The following is a 15,992-nucleotide window of genomic DNA, read 5'->3' on the forward strand; positions in this document are numbered from 1 at the left end:
GGCTTTTTGTAATGTTGTAATTGATTACTGAGCAGCAGTTGTATCAGCAGCAGTAGAATCAACAGCAGTTGAATCAGTAGCAGTAGAATCAACAACAGCAGTAGAATCAACAGCAGTTGAATCAGTAGCAGCTTCTTCAGTTTTGTTTGAGTTACAAGCAGCAACTGATAAAGAGATAGCTAAAGCTAAGAAACCGAATTTGAAAGAATTTTTCATCGTTTTGTTTTTAAAATGTATTTAAATAATTTACAGTTAATACGCCAAAGTTAAAAAGGTAACCCATAACATTGTAAAAAAATAAAAAAAATATTTTTGCTATCATTGGGTTACAATTCCGAATAAAAAGTATTAAGAGTGAAAAAAGAGATAAAAAGTTCAGTTCCAGCAGATAGCGAAATTATTTTAGGGATACTGAATGACTCAAAAGAGATATTAAATCGTTTGTACACGACTTATTTTCCAATGGTACTTCAATTAGTACTCAATAATAATGGAAATGAAGATGATGCAAAAGATATTTTTCAAGAGTCTGTCATTGTTCTTTATAATAAGGTTAAAACTGGAAATTTTGAGCTTAATAGTAAGCTTAAAACTTTTATCTACTCTGTTTGTAGAAGGTTATGGCTAAAGCGATTAAACGCTCAAAGTAAAACTGTTCGTAACATTGAAGATTTTTCTGATTTTATTCCTGTGGAAGACGATTTAGAAAGACATGAAGAGAAAGACAGGCAGTTTACAATGATGGAATCAGCTTTACTTCAATTAGGTGAGCCCTGCAAAACCATTATTGAAGATTATTATATGCAGAATAAATCCATGCAGGAAATTTGTGAGAAGTTTGGTTATACCAATGCCGATAATGCCAAAACTCAAAAATATAAATGCCTCCAACGTTTGAAGAAATTGTTTTTTCAAGCTTAATTAAATAGATGATGAAAAGTGAGATAGATATTATTAATCAAATTGATGCCTACCTAAGAGGGGAGTTATCTGATAGCGAGCTTGCTGATTTTGAGCAAAAGAGGCTTAATGATGCTGCATTTGATCTTAAAGTAGTGGAGCATTCTAATTTAGTTTCGCATTTATCTGAATATTCGGAAATTATCAAGTTGAAATCCGACATGAATATTATTCATGAATCTTTAGATATCTATGCCTTGAAGAATGAAGTGGCTCCTGAAGCACCTATTTATATCCGTCTTTGGAAAAAATATAGAATCAATACTGCCATTGCTGCAACGGTTGCCTTAATTGCTGTATCTGGGACTTTACTTTCTACCGGTTTCTTTTCTAAATCTATTTCTACTAATGTAAGTCTTTTACGTAGAGAAATAAACAGCATTAAGAAATCACAGAATGATTTAATTAAAAATATTAAACCATCTAAGGGGCCATCTAATCCAGGTGAATTTGGTGGTACAGGATTTGCGCTTTCATCCAATGGTTATGTTGTTACTAATTATCATGTAATTAAAGGAGCAGACTCGCTTTATGTGCAAAACTCTGAAGGAGAGGCTTTTAAAGCGAAAATGATTTATATCGATCCTGCTTATGATCTAGCTGTTTTACAAATAGTAGATCCAGCTTTTGAAGGTCTAGCAGCATTGCCATACACCTTTAAAAAGTCAGCTTCTGATGTAGGTGAGGACGTATTTACCATTGGTTTCCCAAGAGATGATCAAGTTTACGGTAAAGGTTATGTGAGCTCTAAAAATGGTTTTGCTGGCGATACTGTTGCTTATCAAGTTTCTATTCCGGTAAATCCTGGCAATAGTGGCGGTCCATTGCTCGACAATCGTGGAAATGTAATCGGAATAATTAATGGTAAGCAAACACAAGTAGATGGAGCTGCATTTGCCATTAAATCAACTTATATTTTAAAGTCGATAGATGCTATTCCGCAAGATTCTCTTGATGAAAAATTAGTCCTAAGTAAGAAAAATAGCTTATCCGGTCTAAGCAGAAAAGATCAGTTTAAAAAGCTAGAACCATTTATCTATATGGTGAAGGTTTATTAATTAGAAATAAACGTAAAAAAAAGAGGCTTGAAATATTATTTCAAGCCTCTTTTTTTATCTATCTACTTCTCCAAGTACAATATCTACAGATCCAAGAATTGCCACTAAATCGGCGATTAAAACACCTCTCGTAATTTCTGGTAATACGGATAAATTATTAAAACTTGGCGCTCTAGCTTTCACACGTTTCGGAATTTCAGTCTTGCCATCCGTAATAAAATAATAACCGAGCTCACCACGTGGGTTTTCGGCTCTGATATAAAAATCTTGTTCCTTAGGAATAATCTTTTTAGGAAGTTTTGCTCGTGGATCAAATTCGGGTCCTCGTTTAAGCTCTTTTTGAAGCTTGTCAAGACATTGTTCTATAATCTTCAGGGATTCAGCCACCTCATCGGCTCTGACCTTGTAACGGTCCCAGCAATCGCCACTCTTGCCCATCTCACCCTTGCCAACCGGAATCTCGAAGTCTAATTCAGGATAAGCCGAATATTCATCCACTCGACGCAAATCCCATTTTAAACCTGATCCCCTTAACATAGGTCCCGAACAACCATAATTTATAGCTACATCGAGTGGCAAAACACCTACTCCAGCAGTCCTAGAGATAAATATTTGATTATCTGTTAATAATTGATTGAGCTCTGCTAATTTAGGTTTAAAATAATCTACAAACTCTCGGCAGCGCTCCTCAAATCCCACAGGTAAATCATAAAATAATCCGCCTACCCAAATATAATTATAGAGCATTCTTGATCCTGAGGCCCATTCTAACATATTCATGATATGCTCGCGATCCCTAAAGCACCATAAAAATGGGGTGAAAGCTCCTATATCCATACCATAAGTGCCGATAGAAATGAGGTGGGAGGAAATTCTATTCAGTTCGCAAACGAGCACACGAATATATTCTACACGTTTAGGAATATCCTTATCAATGCCCATCATTCTTTCCACACCCATTACAAATGCATGGTCATTATTCATGGACGATAAATAGTCCATTCGATCTACAAAAGGTATGATTTGTTGATAGGTGAGGCTCTCACAGTGTTTTTCAAAACAGCGGTGTAAATATCCCATGTGTGGAATCACTTCCTTCACAATTTCACCATCGGTTATTAGCTCAAGGCGCAAAACACCGTGGGTGGAAGGGTGCTGCGGACCCATATTGATGATCATCTCCTCAGCTTGGAGATTCTCTGTCAGTAGATCATATCTTGTTTTTTTTACCGGCATCCTATTCTAATGCAAATGGGCAAATTAATTTATTTTAATTCCTTTATATTCCTTAGCAGCTTGATAATCCTTACGCAAAGGATAGCCTTCCCAATCATCTGGAAGCAAGATTCTACGTTGATCCGGATGACCTTCGAAATCTATCCCAACAAGGTCAAATGCCTCACGTTCATGCCATTCTGCTGTCTTCCATACTTCCGAAACACTCTTGAACATAGGTAAAACTTCTAAATTGCGATCATGTTCAATTTCAACTTTTAAAACCAATTGATGTTGATGAGGAATGGATGCCAAATGATAAACAACCGAGAATTTATTGCTCTCAGGACCATGATCGACACCTGTTAAACAGGATAAAAAATCGAACCAAGTAGCTTTATTATCCCTCAACTCTTCACAAATGGGTACAATAAAATCTTGATGAATAAATAAAGCAGGTTGTAAACCGCTTGTTTGACTATCTAAAATTACTTTAGAACCAAATTTATCACTTAAAAGCGCATGTATTTCCTCAAAAGTCATGATTAAAATTAAGGTGCAAGTCGGACAATCTTCCAGGTTTTTTTATCTGCTTTTTTATAGACGATACGGTCGTGTAAGCGACTTGGGCGACCTTGCCAAAACTCAATTACCTGAGGTTTAACCAAATATCCACCCCAAAATGCAGGTTTAGGAATTGTTTTATTTTCATATCGAGCCTCCGTTTCAGCCCATACCTTTTCAATATCGTCCATGCTATCAATCACCTGGCTTTGTGGTGATGCAATAGCACCTAATTGGCTTTTAATTGGTCTGCTTTGGAAATAACGCTCAGATTCTTCCTTACTAAGTTTCTCAACAGTCCCCTCAATACGTACCTGTCTGCCTAATTCAGCCCAATGAAATACCAAGGCAACAACCGGATTTTTAGCCATTTCTTTGCCCTTAGCACTCAAATAATTGGTGTAAAACATAAATCCACGCTCCTCATAACCCTTTAGTAAAACGATACGCGCAGAAGGCTTTCTATCAATGCTAGTGGTAGCCAAAGTCATGGCATTGGGTTCAAAAACTCCCGCTTCCATAGCCTCCTTTAACCAATGTCCAAATTGCTTGATTGGATCTTTAGCAACGTCTTTTACCGTTAATTTCTCCGCACTGTATTCCTGACGAAGGTTTTCTAATGTTTGTTTTTCTACTGACATAGTATAAATTAATAATCAGGATAATTACCTGATCTTCTCATTTATGCAAACTTAACAAATGCACCTTGTTATTCTATCATTTCATGAATTATTAGCTGTAGATTATTAAAAAGATTTTGACTATATTGATGTATTATCTAAAATTTATAATTTTTAGGGCGTTTTAAAAGGCTGTCTGCTTTATCTTTTTGGCTGAAGAAGCCAAAAAGGATGCCGCTTCCATCCTTAACGCAATTGCAAAATTTTATATATAGATAATAAAAACATAAAATATCTGTTTGATACTAAATCATTTCCTATAAATAAAATTAATATGATTAGCCCAATTCAACCTCAAACTGGCTCTTTACTCATTTCTGAACCATTTATGCTCGATCCAAATTTTAAGCGATCTGTGGTATTGCTTACCGAATTGGAAACTCTAGGTTCAGTCGGTTTTGTGCTAAATCAAAAAAGTGAATTTTTGTTAAGTGATCTTATTTCGGACTTAAAATGGGCGGATTTTCCAGTTTTTTTCGGTGGGCCTGTAGAGAAAGATAGTTTGCATTTTGTGCATCGTTGCTACGACCGACTTCAAAGTGGTGCTAAAATTAAAGATGATTTATTTTGGGGAGGTAATTTTCATGATTTGAAAATCCTCATTGAAAACAATGAAATTAAGCACGATGAAATCAAGTTTTTTGTGGGTTATTCAGGTTGGAGTCCTGGACAAATAGATGCTGAAATCCAAGATAATGCATGGATGGCAAGTAATGCCTATGATACAGAGCTTGTATTTGTAGAAGATGAAGAAAACCTTTGGAGAGAAGCTGTAATTGGCCTAGGGCCTAAATATGCACATATTGCTAATTTTCCGGAAGATCATCGTTGGAATTGATTGCTTAACAGAAATCGCCTAGGTTTAGGATATTAGTTTATCTGTTTTATTTTTGAATAAATTTATTCTAAATATTGAAAATAGGATTCATTTCATACTGTCATTATAGTTCAGAGAAGTACCTCTAATGATTATTAAATAAGGATTCCGACGTCTCTTTTATATTCAGATAATCAATTCTTATCCTTCCATCTCTCTCGCGCTTTCCTCTACTTTTTCTTTCAGATTTTGTTTGTAATCCAATAGTCTTTGAGAAAGATTAGCATCAGCAGTTCCAATAATCTGCGCAGCTAAAATACCCGCATTTTTTGCCGCATTTAACGCAACTGTAGCAACAGGAATGCCATTAGGCATTTGTAAAATGGATAGGATAGAGTCCCATCCATCAATTGAATTAGATGATTTAACAGGAACGCCAATAACAGGAATTTGAGTAATCGAAGCCACCATTCCAGGTAAATGTGCAGCACCACCAGCACCTGCAATAATTACTTTTAAACCTCTAGAAGCGGCACTTTTAGCATAGTCAAACATACGCTCAGGAGTACGATGTGCAGAAACTACGGTCATTTCGAAGTTTACACCTAGTTCTTTTAAAATATCAGCGGCATCTTGCATAATATTTAAATCCGACTTGCTGCCCATGATAATGCCTACCTGAATGTTTGAATTTGATGCTGCGCTCATGTTATTCTAGATTTTTATAAAATTGAATCTTAATTAAGATTTTACTTTAATTGTTCTTTGCACAAATTTAGCTTTTTCAATCGCTTTTTGGCGATCTTCATCTAAAATTGTCACATGACCCATTTTTCGGAAGGGTTTCGTGCTTTTTTTCCCATATAAATGAAGGTAAACTCCATCTAAAGCTAAAGCTTCATTCAAACCTTCATATTTTGCAGGTCCATCAAAGCCTTTTTCGCCTAACAAATTGATCATTACCGCATGTTGTATGCTTCTTGTATCTCCTAAAGGCAAATTAAATATAGCCCTAATTAGTTGCTCATACTGGGAGGTGTAATTACCTTCAATGCTCTGATGACCGCTATTATGAGGTCTAGGGGCAATTTCATTCACTAAAATCTTTCCATCTTTGGTTAAGAACAGCTCCACAGCTAGAATTCCTACAATTTTTAAGCGTTCAGCGACTTTTATTGCTGTTTCATTTGCTAAGTCTAAGATTTCAGTAGATAAAGTTGAAGGAGAAATTAAAAATTCAACTAAATTGGCTTCCGGATTGAATTCCATCTCCACACATGGGAAAGTTTTTACTTTACCATCCTCATTTCTTGCTACAATAACCGCCAATTCCTTCTCAAAAGGTATCCATTCCTCAATTAAACTCGGCTCATGAAATGCTTTTTCTAAATCGGCCTCTGTTTTTATACTGCAAACGCCTTTGCCATCATAACCATCACGACGTAATTTCTGTATGAAAGGAAAAGGAATATTGGCTTTAATTAGGTCTTCTTTATTTTTAAATAATTGAAAACTAGCTGTTTCTATATCATTCTCCTTGAAAAATTGTTTTTGTGTTCCTTTATCTTGGATCAAACGAATTACACGTGATTGAGGATAAACTTTAACTCCTTCTTTTTCTAATTGTTCGAGGGCGTCTACATTTACTTTTTCAATTTCAATGGTTAAAATATCTAAATTCTTCCCAAAATTGTAAACGGTCTCATAATCGGTTAGTGAGCCTTGGACAAACTTTTCACAAAGGTCTTTACAAGGAGCGTTGGCATCAGGATCTAAAACATGACTGCTGATATTAAAATTTATGGATTCCTGTATCAACATTCTACCTAACTGTCCGCCACCCAAAATACCCAATTTAAGCTCTCCGTAAAAATCTTTCATGAATGATGCAATTATTTGTATAATTTATTATCTATCTAATTATTAGCTATTTAACAAGCTTTCTTGTTCAATTTTTTTCTGCAATTCTAGTATTGCTCCAATCAATGCTTCTGGTCGTGGTGGGCATCCCTGTACATAAATGTCAACGGGAATAATACGATCAACACCCTTAACCACATGATATCCATGCTGCCAATAAGGTCCGCCACAGTTGGAACATGAACCCATAGAAATCACATATTTGGGTTCCGGCATTTGTTCATATAATCTTTTAATGCGTTCAGCCATTTTAAAGGTAACCGTTCCAGCAATAATGATTACATCCGATTGACGAGGCGAAGGCCTTGGGAATACACCAAAACGATCCAAATCATAGGTAGAAGCCATAGATCCCATCATTTCTATTGCACAGCATGCAATTCCGAAACTCATTGGCCATAGTGAAGATAAACGCGCCCAATTGAGCAAATCGTCAACCTTGACTACCATAACAGATCCGTTTTCACTTTTTAACTCTAAACTCACGCGCTTGATCTTTTAAATTTAGGTATAAATGCTGGTTTAGGCGCCGCTGGACTCATTATTTCAGTTTCCTTTTCGGCCTCTAATACTTCCTTGTTTGAGGAAAATTTCTTAATTTGATATGTTTTATTATTGAACTCTTGATAAATGGAGTATGGGATTTTTGCAGGAGAGCTTGGCATAAAAGGTTCAGGTTTAATCCAGCTTAAATCACCTTTTTTCCAGACATAAAGGAGTCCGATAAGTAAAATCCCAATAAAAATAAACATCTCGGTTAAACTTAACCATCCCCAGCGTGGGTCGGCAGCAATTAGACTTTCTTGTCCGAAAACGGTCGCCCAAGGGAAAATAAACACTATTTCTACATCAAAAAGTAAGAAAATCAATGCAATTACATAAAAACGAGAGTTGAATTGAATCCAAGAACTTCCAGTAGGCTCCTCACCACATTCATAGGAGCTTAACTTTTCTGGATTAGGTTTTTTAAGTGCCACAAGCCATCCCAAAAAGAAGGTGAATAGCACGAAAAATACACCCATAATCAGATAAATGAATATTTTACCGAATTCAGTAAGTTGTGAGGCTTCATTCATTGTCCAAATTTATAAATAATTTTTTGTTAGTTGGTTGGTTAGATGGTTAGTTTGTTAGATGGTTAGTGTCTAAATAATTATCTCAAATTTTTGTTGTTGGTTGTCGGTAGTATGGCTGGGTGGGATAAAATAGATCAGCAGGTTATCTCGCTTCTCATATCTCATATCTCATATCTCACATCTCACATCTCATGTCTCACATCTAATATCTCAAATCTCACATCTTTTTTTGAAATTCAAATTTATAGCCTCAAATTCGCAACAAATTCTACAGTTGAAAATGACGATTAATAAAAATAAAAAAATAGCTTCCGAGCTTTCAGTAACAGAAAAACAGGTTCAAGTAACTATAAATTTGCTTGAGGAGGGTGGGACAGTGCCATTTATTGCGAGGTACCGTAAAGAAATGACTGGAAGTCTGGATGAGGTTCAAGTAGCGGCTATTCGCGATAGAAATCAGCAGTTGGTTGAACTTGAAAAGCGTAAAGAGGCTATTTTGAAATCTATGATAGAAATGGAAAAGCTTACTCCGGAGCTCGAAAAGCAGATTTTGGAAGCTGAAACTATGACTCTCTTGGAAGATATTTATTTGCCATTCAAGCCTAAGCGTAAAACTAAGGCTTCTGTTGCTAGAGAGAAAGGCTTGCAAAAGCTTGCTGATTTTGTTATGGAGCAACATTCATCGGATATTGAATCGGAAGCTCTTAAATATATCAATGATGAAAAGGGTGTTTTAACCATTGATGATGCTCTTGCAGGTGCCAGAGATATTTTGGCCGAATTTATGGCTGAACAACCTGAAATGCGTGGTAAAATGCGTGAATTATTCCTTAATTCTGGGACTTTCCACTCTAAACTAATTAAGGGTAAAGAGCTTGAGGGACAAAAATATAAGGATTATTTCGATTGGTCGGAAGCCGTAAAAACAGCTCCTTCACACCGTATTTTAGCTTTGAGAAGAGCTGAAAAGGAAATTATTCTTACTCTCGATATTGAAGTCCCAGAAGAAGATGCCCATTTCCTTTTAGAGTCATTTTTTGTGAAGGGTACCAATGCCGCATCACAACAGGTGCGTCAAGCTGCTGCTGATGCTTTCAAGCGTTTGCTGAAACCTTCTATGGAGACTGAAATTCGTCTATTAACTAAAAAACAAGCTGATACAGAAGCTATTCGTGTATTTGCTGATAATGCACGTCAATTATTGTTGGCTGCTCCTGTGGGCCAAAAACGTATTATGGCCATCGATCCTGGTTTCCGTACAGGTTGTAAATTGGTTGTTTTGGATGAACAGGGTCAGCTGATTGAAAATACTAATATTTATCCTCATAATGGGAATGAATCGTCCAAAGAAGCTGAGAAAACTATTCGATTTTTAGTTGATAAATATAAAATTGAAGCTATTGCTATTGGAAATGGTACTGCAGGTCGTGAAACGGAGACTTTTGTAAGAGGATTGAAAATTTCCGATCTCATAGTGGTAATGGTAAATGAGAGTGGTGCTTCGATTTACTCGGCCTCTGAAGTAGCTAGAGAGGAGTTTCCAGATAAGGATATTACCGTTCGTGGAGCAGTATCTATCGGTCGCCGTTTGATGGATCCACTTGCTGAACTTGTGAAAATTGATCCTAAATCAATAGGAGTGGGGCAATATCAGCATGATGTGGATCAAAATCAACTTCAAAGCTCACTGGATGATACTGTTATTAGTTGTGTAAACTCCATTGGTGTGGAGTTAAATACGGCTTCTAAGCAAATTTTAGCTTATATTTCTGGTTTAGGTCCGCAATTAGCCCAAAACATTGTTGAATACCGTAATAAAAATGGTGCATTTAAGCGTAGAAACGACTTAAAGAAGATTCCTAGACTAGGTGATAAGGCTTTTGAACAAGCTGCCGGTTTCTTGCGTATCCGTAATGCTGAACATCCATTGGATAGTAGTGCGGTACACCCAGAACGTTATGCTTTGGTTGAACAAATGGCAAAAGATCTGAATTGTACGCTTGAAGATTTGATGAAAGATGATCAACTCCGAAAAAGAATAAAACTTCAAAATTATATCAGTGAAACTGTCGGATTACCCACTTTAAACGATATTTTGAGTGAATTAGCTAAACCGGGTCTCGATCCACGTGAACAATTTGAGGCATTTAGCTTTTCGGACGGAATAAATGCTATCACAGATTTACATGTGGGAATGACCTTACCAGGAATTATTACCAATATTACCGCTTTTGGTGCTTTTGTTGATATAGGTGTGCACCAAGATGGTTTAGTGCATTTGAGTCAGATGTCTAATAAATTCATTAAAGACCCCAATGAAGTCGTGAAGGTGAGTCAGAAGGTAATGGTTAAAGTTACTGAAGTAGATGTTGCGCGTAAACGTATTGCTTTGACCATGAAAACGGAGGAAAGGCCTGCTCCAAGACCAAGACCAGTGGAGCAACAAGCAAAGCCACAAGAGTCTAAGCCAGCAGCACCGAAACCACAGCCAAGAAGGGTTGAAGCGGATAATGACGAACCACAATCGGATTTGGCAATTAAATTGGCTGCGTTGAAGGGGAAGTTTTTGTAAAAGAGGTTTGTATGTTGATTATTGCTCCTTTGGTCGGTGTTGTCCGTGCCAATTTCCATTTGTTTTTAAGAGAACAGGTCGCGACCTGACCATAAGTTCAAACTGTAATAATTATTCAAAAATCATAACAATCAATTTAATCATTCCAAATCACAGTTCAGACATTTTCCGCCTAGCCTGATAACTAACAACGGATAACCGACAACTGACAAAACCCACCTTTTCTCTTATCTTTACCCCATGAATCATTCATTCGATGCTGTAATAATTGGGGGTGGAGCTTGCGGACTCATGTGTGCTGTACAAGCGGGATATCTCGGAAAAAGAACTCTAATTCTTGAGAAGAATGAAAAAGTAGGGGCTAAAATCCTTATTTCTGGTGGTGGAAGGTGTAATTATACCAATTTATATGCTTCTGAAGCCAATTTTATTTCCGAAAATTTGCATTTCTGTAAATCTGCTCTATCTCAATACACTGTTGAAGATACCATCAGTTTTTTTGAGAGTTTCGGCATTCATGGTCAAGAAAAAACATTAGGTCAGTTATTCCCAGAAAGCAATAATGCTAAAGATATTGTTCGTGTTTTTGAAACGCTTTGCGAAGACCTAGATCAAAAAATCATGACGAATGCTGAAGTTAAGGATGTACAGAAATTAGATTCTGGTGAATTCAAGGTCAGCTACTTTCACAATAATAAATTAAAGGAAGTTCTTGTCCCAAGTGTAGTAATTGCCTCTGGTGGATTACCCATAGCTAAAATGGGGGCAACTGATTTTGGATTAAGGGTAGCACGCCAATTCGGATTAAAAATTACTGAAACCGCCCCGGCATTGGTCCCGCTAACAATTACTGGCAAAGACGCCGAATGGTTTGCCCAATTGAGTGGAAATTCTATTTTTTGCAGGGTTTCAAATGATCGGATCAGCTTTGAAGAGAATATTTTGTTTACGCATTGGGGGCTAAGCGGACCAGCAATTCTGCAGATTTCATCCTATTGGAAAGCGGGTGAGCAGATTAGAATTGATCTTCTTCCCAATCAAAATATCAGTGAAATTATTCAAAGTCAAAGAATGCAAAATGGGCGTAAAACCTTACTTTCACTGCTTTCTGATCTCTACACAAAGAAATTTGCTGATGCATTAGATAAATACCTTCCTGTAGAAAAGAATTTAGCCTCTTTGACAAAGGAAGATTTAATTTTAATAGACCAAAAAATACATCAATTTGAAGTGAAGGCGGCTGGTGATAAAGGTTATGATAAAGCTGAAGTGATGAGGGGAGGAGTGGCTACAGATGAACTTTCTTCCAAAACATTAGAATCGAAAAAAGTGCCAGGATTGTATTTCGGTGGCGAATGTGTGGATGTAACAGGATGGCTTGGTGGCTATAACTTTCAATGGGCCTGGTCGAGTGGATTTGTTATCGCACAAAATATATAAGCAACTGATTTTGAACAAGGAACAATGAATAAGTAACAAGTATTAATGTACGGCCTAGATTTCGTTAGCCTGTCAACTGACAACGGCCAACTGTTTTAGAACAAGGAATAAGGATCAAAGATTAAAGACAGGATTACGTAATCTTGAGATTTCTCTGCTACACTGAATTGACTTCGAGAACCTCAGCCTCCGGGTATCTGATGTTGCTAGTCTAACCATCTAACCACTAATCACCTATTTTCTCTGCTACACTGAAATGGCTTCGAGAACCTCAGCCAGCGGGTATCTTATGTCGTTAGTCTAACCACCTAACCATTAATCCAGATGTCGCTAGTCTGATAACTGATAACTGATAACTGATAACTGACAACTGATAACTGACAACTGACAACTACTTTAATATACAAAAAAAGGAGCAGAATTCAAAATCCTGCTCCTTTTTTCAAAATATAGACTTCAATTAATCACATTCTGGGTGAGTGAACGTATAAGTTTCTACATTTCCTTGTGGAATGGTATAGCTTTCTGATCTATTCATTTCCCACCAAAACTGCTTTCTTGATTTCTCACGGCTAATAGTTTCATTCATTGTAGCTGAATCATAAACTCTGCCGTTGATAATCACATATTTAATTTTCTCGGTATTTCTGATATCATCTAATGGATTAGCATCTAGAATGATCATATCTGCTAATTTGCCACTTTCTAATGAGCCTAATTCTTTGCCCATTCCTAAATGCTCTGCTCCATTCAAGGTAGCACTTCTTATGGCTTGCAAAGGCGACATTCCTCCTTGTGCAAACATCCATAATTCCCAATGTGCACCCAAGCCTTGAAGCTGTCCGTGTGCTCCTAAATTAACTTTTGTACCTCCATCTTGTAATACTTTTGCCGCTCTAGCTACATGAACATGGCCATAATCAGCAAATTCGGAAGTCATTCTTCTTCTTGATTTTGAATCAACAATGGTTCTTGGAGTAAAGTTTAATAAGCGTTCATTTTCCCAAACATTGGTGCGATCATACCAGAAATTTTCGCCTGACTGAGCTCCATAAGACACGATTAAAGTTGGGGTATATGATGTTCCACTTTTGTTCCAAAGTGTGTTTACGTCTTTATAAAGTGGTGCAGGTGGAATGTTATGCTCAATACTTGTATGTCCATCTTGAACGTGTGTCAAATTATGAACAAAAGTTGATCCTCCTTCTGGAACTACCTCCATTTGAAGCTCTCTTGCTGCTTGAAGAATCTGTTGTCTTTGATCACGTCTTGGCTGATTGTAAGATTTTACAGAAAATGCACCTACAGCCTTCATTCTTCTCAATGCAGAACGGGCATCTTCTAGATTATTTACGACCGTTTTGAAATCTCCATCAGCACCATATAAAATGGTTCCTGTAGAATAAACTCTCGGTCCGACCATGGTTCCAGTTTTCACCATATCTGCCTGACTGAAAACCATTTCTGTATTGGCAGATGGGTCATGAGAAGTAGTAACTCCAAAAGCTAAATTAGCATAATAACTCCAATCTTGCTGTGGCGATACGCCATCGTAGCTTGCTCTCAAATGGGCGTGAACATCAATGATTCCTGGCATTATCGTTTTACCTTTTCCGTCAATTACTTTAGCATCACTTGGTACACTTACTTTAGCACCAACGGCAATAATTTTATTGTTTTCAATAACAATTGTGCCATTTTCAATTACTTCATCGCCCTTCATGGTAATAATGCGTGCATTGATAATGGCAATTTTACCTTCAGGCTTGTCTGCTTGTAATTTAAGATCCATTTCTATTCCTAAAGTATCTGCAGGATTGATTTTTTCATTTTTTCCACCTAAAAATGCAAATGAGTTTTTAATATCATTTGAATAATAACGAGAACCCAAAGTCCAGTTTAAACGCTGTGAATCTTTACTCCAATGGATATATGTCCCAGCATCTTTACTCACTTTTGTTAATGGCAATGATTTATTGCCTGCCGATAAATCTAATGCCATTCCCGTTGTGGTTAATGGTGTTATATACACATTGAATAATTCGTTAAAAGCTATCCATTTACCATCAGGACTTGGGCTGAATACATTGGCATAGGTTGAAGTATAGTGAGTAATGATGTTTCCTCCATTTAAATCACTACTCTTAAATGCTTTTTTTCCTCCTTCAGAACTTTGGAAAAATATTCGACTATCATCGTTATTGAACATGGGTCTGATACCACCATCAAGCACCTTAACCGCTTTCTCACCGTCTGCATTCATGATAAATACTCCAGTATTTTTGCCGAAAGTATAGCCTAAAACATCATTTCCAACTCCTTTGCGATATATAATTTTATCGCCTTTATTTGAAAACTTAGGACTGTAATAATATCCTTTTTCTGTAGTTAGCTTTTTAGAAACTGTGTCACCTAAAGTGAATTTCATAATTGAGCCACGGCTTTCATCTTTCCAGCTCACATAAATAAGGTTTTTACCATCGGGACTAAATTCGGGTTCAAATTCAAACTCAGCACTATTTGAAATACGCACTGGTTTTCCATTTGGCATTTGTTTGATGTAAATATAACCTGCAGCATTAAATGCGACCGTTTTACCATCAGGGGAGGTAGCTAATTGACGAATCATCTTTACATCAAATTCATCACTAAACACCTTTTGCTCAAAATGTAAAGCCTCTGCAATCGTTTGGTTTACAGTTACTTCAAATGGAATATCACTTACATATTGAGTTAGAACTTCAAGCTTTTTAAATTTTCCTTGAGCATAAAAAACAATGTTTTTACCATCGGGAGTCCATGCAAAATTTGGATAAGGGCCGAATATTGCCCATGCTTCTTGCATGTCATGCGTTAAATTATCATAAACCGACCATTCTTCACCCGTTTGTAGATCTTGAATAAATAATTCGGATTTTAAACGAACTCTACGAACAAAGGCCAAATATTTTCCATCTGGAGATAATTCAGGACGAATTGCGCCTCCATCACCACCAGCAATAGTTTCAATTTTTCCATTTGTACGATCTAATCGTCTGATATTATAAATTTCACCATTTGGATCTTTGCTGTATTGGAATAGAGGTCCGGGACTAACATCCTCAGAAAAATACACATATCTACCATCAGGGGATACTTCCGGCTCACCGGCATCTTGCTGATCATTCTTTCTTTTGGTCAATTGTACCCCATCGCCGCCACCAGCAATATGATACATCCACATTTCACCGGCACCCAATGATCTGCTGCTTGTAAAGTGCTTACGTGCAATGAGATACTGATTATCTGGTGTCCAAACAGCATTGTTTAATAATCTGAAGGTTTCCTTTGTAATGGATCGCTTTCCTGATCCATCAGTATTCATCACCCAAATATTATCACCGCCATTTTTATCGCTGGTATAGGAAATTAATTTTCCATCAGGACTGAAGCGAGGTTGTACTTCGGAAGCCATACCTCCAGCTAATAAAACAGCTTTTCCGCCAGAAATTGGCATTTTGTAAATATCACCTAGGAGGTCAAAAACAATTTCTTGTCCATCGGGACTCACATCAAGATTCATCCAGGTTCCTTCATTAGTTTGAAAAGTGAAGGATTTTGATGGACCAGTAGGCTTTTCTACATTCCATTTTGGCGCTGTTTGAGCATATAATTGGTTGCTAAGCAACATTCCTACAATAAATAATATCG

The 15,992-nt window shown here is 36.9% G+C and carries 14 protein-coding genes; 5 read left to right on the top strand and 9 right to left on the bottom strand.

Translation table 11 applies throughout. From position 1 onward, the window contains the following. Positions 1 to 24: 24 nt before the first annotated feature. The gene (locus ACIQ0D_RS01245; RefSeq protein ID WP_395802321.1) at positions 25 to 216 is read right to left on the bottom strand and encodes a hypothetical protein; all 192 of its coding nucleotides are present in this window, start codon (positions 214 to 216) and stop codon (positions 25 to 27) included. 138 nt (positions 217 to 354) lie between these two features. Between ACIQ0D_RS01245 and ACIQ0D_RS01250 the strand changes: the two genes are divergently transcribed. Then, positions 355 to 921: an RNA polymerase sigma factor gene (locus ACIQ0D_RS01250; RefSeq protein WP_395802323.1), complete on the top strand. Its 567-nt coding sequence runs from the start codon at positions 355 to 357 to the stop codon at positions 919 to 921. An 8-nt stretch (positions 922 to 929) separates the two neighbouring features. Continuing rightward, a complete protein-coding gene (locus ACIQ0D_RS01255) occupies positions 930 to 2,018 on the top strand; it encodes a S1C family serine protease (RefSeq protein ID WP_395802325.1) in 1,089 nt (362 codons plus the stop codon). Between the two features lie 54 nt (positions 2,019 to 2,072). Here ACIQ0D_RS01255 and ACIQ0D_RS01260 read toward each other — a convergent pair whose 3' ends face one another. The 3 genes from ACIQ0D_RS01260 to pdxH are packed head-to-tail and all read right to left on the bottom strand — an operon-like array spanning position 2,073 to position 4,438. Continuing rightward, positions 2,073 to 3,254: an NADH-quinone oxidoreductase subunit D gene (locus tag ACIQ0D_RS01260; protein ID WP_395802327.1), complete on the bottom strand. Its 1,182-nt coding sequence runs from the start codon at positions 3,252 to 3,254 to the stop codon at positions 2,073 to 2,075. A 24-nt stretch (positions 3,255 to 3,278) separates the two neighbouring features. Further along, the gene (locus ACIQ0D_RS01265) at positions 3,279 to 3,776 is read right to left on the bottom strand and encodes an NADH-quinone oxidoreductase subunit C (protein ID WP_395802329.1); all 498 of its coding nucleotides are present in this window, start codon (positions 3,774 to 3,776) and stop codon (positions 3,279 to 3,281) included. A gap of 8 nt (positions 3,777 to 3,784) precedes the next feature. Continuing rightward, positions 3,785 to 4,438 carry a pyridoxamine 5'-phosphate oxidase gene (gene pdxH, locus ACIQ0D_RS01270; RefSeq protein ID WP_291402396.1) on the bottom strand — a complete coding sequence of 218 codons (654 nt, stop codon included), beginning with the start codon at positions 4,436 to 4,438 and terminating at the stop codon, positions 3,785 to 3,787. Positions 4,439 to 4,751: 313 nt separating this feature from the next. Between pdxH and ACIQ0D_RS01275 the strand changes: the two genes are divergently transcribed. Next, on the top strand, positions 4,752 to 5,315 hold the full coding sequence (locus tag ACIQ0D_RS01275) for a YqgE/AlgH family protein (RefSeq protein ID WP_395802331.1): 564 nt from the start codon (positions 4,752 to 4,754) through the stop codon (positions 5,313 to 5,315). Positions 5,316 to 5,495: 180 nt separating this feature from the next. On the opposite strand, the gene purE is transcribed toward ACIQ0D_RS01275, so the two are convergent. The 4 genes from purE to ACIQ0D_RS01295 are packed head-to-tail and all read right to left on the bottom strand — an operon-like array spanning position 5,496 to position 8,290. After that, positions 5,496 to 6,002, bottom strand: a complete 507-nt coding sequence (gene purE, locus ACIQ0D_RS01280) for a 5-(carboxyamino)imidazole ribonucleotide mutase (protein WP_395802333.1) — start codon at positions 6,000 to 6,002, stop codon at positions 5,496 to 5,498. A gap of 33 nt (positions 6,003 to 6,035) precedes the next feature. Beyond that, on the bottom strand, positions 6,036 to 7,175 hold the full coding sequence (locus ACIQ0D_RS01285) for a 5-(carboxyamino)imidazole ribonucleotide synthase (protein WP_395802335.1): 1,140 nt from the start codon (positions 7,173 to 7,175) through the stop codon (positions 6,036 to 6,038). Between the two features lie 42 nt (positions 7,176 to 7,217). Next, the gene (locus tag ACIQ0D_RS01290; protein WP_395802343.1) at positions 7,218 to 7,709 is read right to left on the bottom strand and encodes an NADH-quinone oxidoreductase subunit B; all 492 of its coding nucleotides are present in this window, start codon (positions 7,707 to 7,709) and stop codon (positions 7,218 to 7,220) included. Then, positions 7,697 to 8,290, bottom strand: a complete 594-nt coding sequence (locus ACIQ0D_RS01295; protein ID WP_395802337.1) for an NADH-quinone oxidoreductase subunit A — start codon at positions 8,288 to 8,290, stop codon at positions 7,697 to 7,699. The genes ACIQ0D_RS01290 and ACIQ0D_RS01295 overlap by 13 nt, the downstream gene beginning before the upstream one ends. A gap of 280 nt (positions 8,291 to 8,570) precedes the next feature. Between ACIQ0D_RS01295 and ACIQ0D_RS01300 the strand changes: the two genes are divergently transcribed. Together ACIQ0D_RS01300 and ACIQ0D_RS01305 are read left to right on the top strand one after the other, a co-directional pair. Beyond that, positions 8,571 to 10,862, top strand: a complete 2,292-nt coding sequence (locus ACIQ0D_RS01300; RefSeq protein ID WP_395802339.1) for a Tex family protein — start codon at positions 8,571 to 8,573, stop codon at positions 10,860 to 10,862. A 240-nt stretch (positions 10,863 to 11,102) separates the two neighbouring features. After that, positions 11,103 to 12,302: an NAD(P)/FAD-dependent oxidoreductase gene (locus ACIQ0D_RS01305; protein WP_395802341.1), complete on the top strand. Its 1,200-nt coding sequence runs from the start codon at positions 11,103 to 11,105 to the stop codon at positions 12,300 to 12,302. A gap of 460 nt (positions 12,303 to 12,762) precedes the next feature. Here the strand turns inward: ACIQ0D_RS01305 and ACIQ0D_RS01310 are convergent, their stop codons facing one another. Continuing rightward, the gene (locus ACIQ0D_RS01310) at positions 12,763 to 15,972 is read right to left on the bottom strand and encodes an amidohydrolase family protein (RefSeq protein WP_395802345.1); all 3,210 of its coding nucleotides are present in this window, start codon (positions 15,970 to 15,972) and stop codon (positions 12,763 to 12,765) included. Positions 15,973 to 15,992: the final 20 nt, after the last annotated feature.

The organism is Daejeonella sp., from assembly GCF_044342615.1.
Lineage (GTDB): Bacteria > Bacteroidota > Bacteroidia > Sphingobacteriales > Sphingobacteriaceae > Daejeonella.

What these genes read in the sequence shown, in the direction of transcription:
- ACIQ0D_RS01300 (WP_395802339.1), top strand. Translation starts at nt 8,571, where the DNA reads ATGACGATTAATAAAAATAAAAAAATAGCTTCCGAGCTTTCAGTAACA.
- purE (WP_395802333.1), bottom strand. Translation starts at nt 6,002, where the DNA reads ATGAGCGCAGCATCAAATTCAAACATTCAGGTAGGCATTATCATGGGC.
- ACIQ0D_RS01295 (WP_395802337.1), bottom strand. Translation starts at nt 8,290, where the DNA reads ATGAATGAAGCCTCACAACTTACTGAATTCGGTAAAATATTCATTTAT.
- pdxH (WP_291402396.1), bottom strand. Translation starts at nt 4,438, where the DNA reads ATGTCAGTAGAAAAACAAACATTAGAAAACCTTCGTCAGGAATACAGT.
- ACIQ0D_RS01285 (WP_395802335.1), bottom strand. Translation starts at nt 7,175, where the DNA reads ATGAAAGATTTTTACGGAGAGCTTAAATTGGGTATTTTGGGTGGCGGA.
- ACIQ0D_RS01310 (WP_395802345.1), bottom strand. Translation starts at nt 15,972, where the DNA reads ATGTTGCTTAGCAACCAATTATATGCTCAAACAGCGCCAAAATGGAAT.
- ACIQ0D_RS01255 (WP_395802325.1), top strand. Translation starts at nt 930, where the DNA reads ATGATGAAAAGTGAGATAGATATTATTAATCAAATTGATGCCTACCTA.
- ACIQ0D_RS01245 (WP_395802321.1), bottom strand. Translation starts at nt 216, where the DNA reads ATGAAAAATTCTTTCAAATTCGGTTTCTTAGCTTTAGCTATCTCTTTA.
- ACIQ0D_RS01305 (WP_395802341.1), top strand. Translation starts at nt 11,103, where the DNA reads ATGAATCATTCATTCGATGCTGTAATAATTGGGGGTGGAGCTTGCGGA.
- ACIQ0D_RS01275 (WP_395802331.1), top strand. Translation starts at nt 4,752, where the DNA reads ATGATTAGCCCAATTCAACCTCAAACTGGCTCTTTACTCATTTCTGAA.
- ACIQ0D_RS01260 (WP_395802327.1), bottom strand. Translation starts at nt 3,254, where the DNA reads ATGCCGGTAAAAAAAACAAGATATGATCTACTGACAGAGAATCTCCAA.
- ACIQ0D_RS01265 (WP_395802329.1), bottom strand. Translation starts at nt 3,776, where the DNA reads ATGACTTTTGAGGAAATACATGCGCTTTTAAGTGATAAATTTGGTTCT.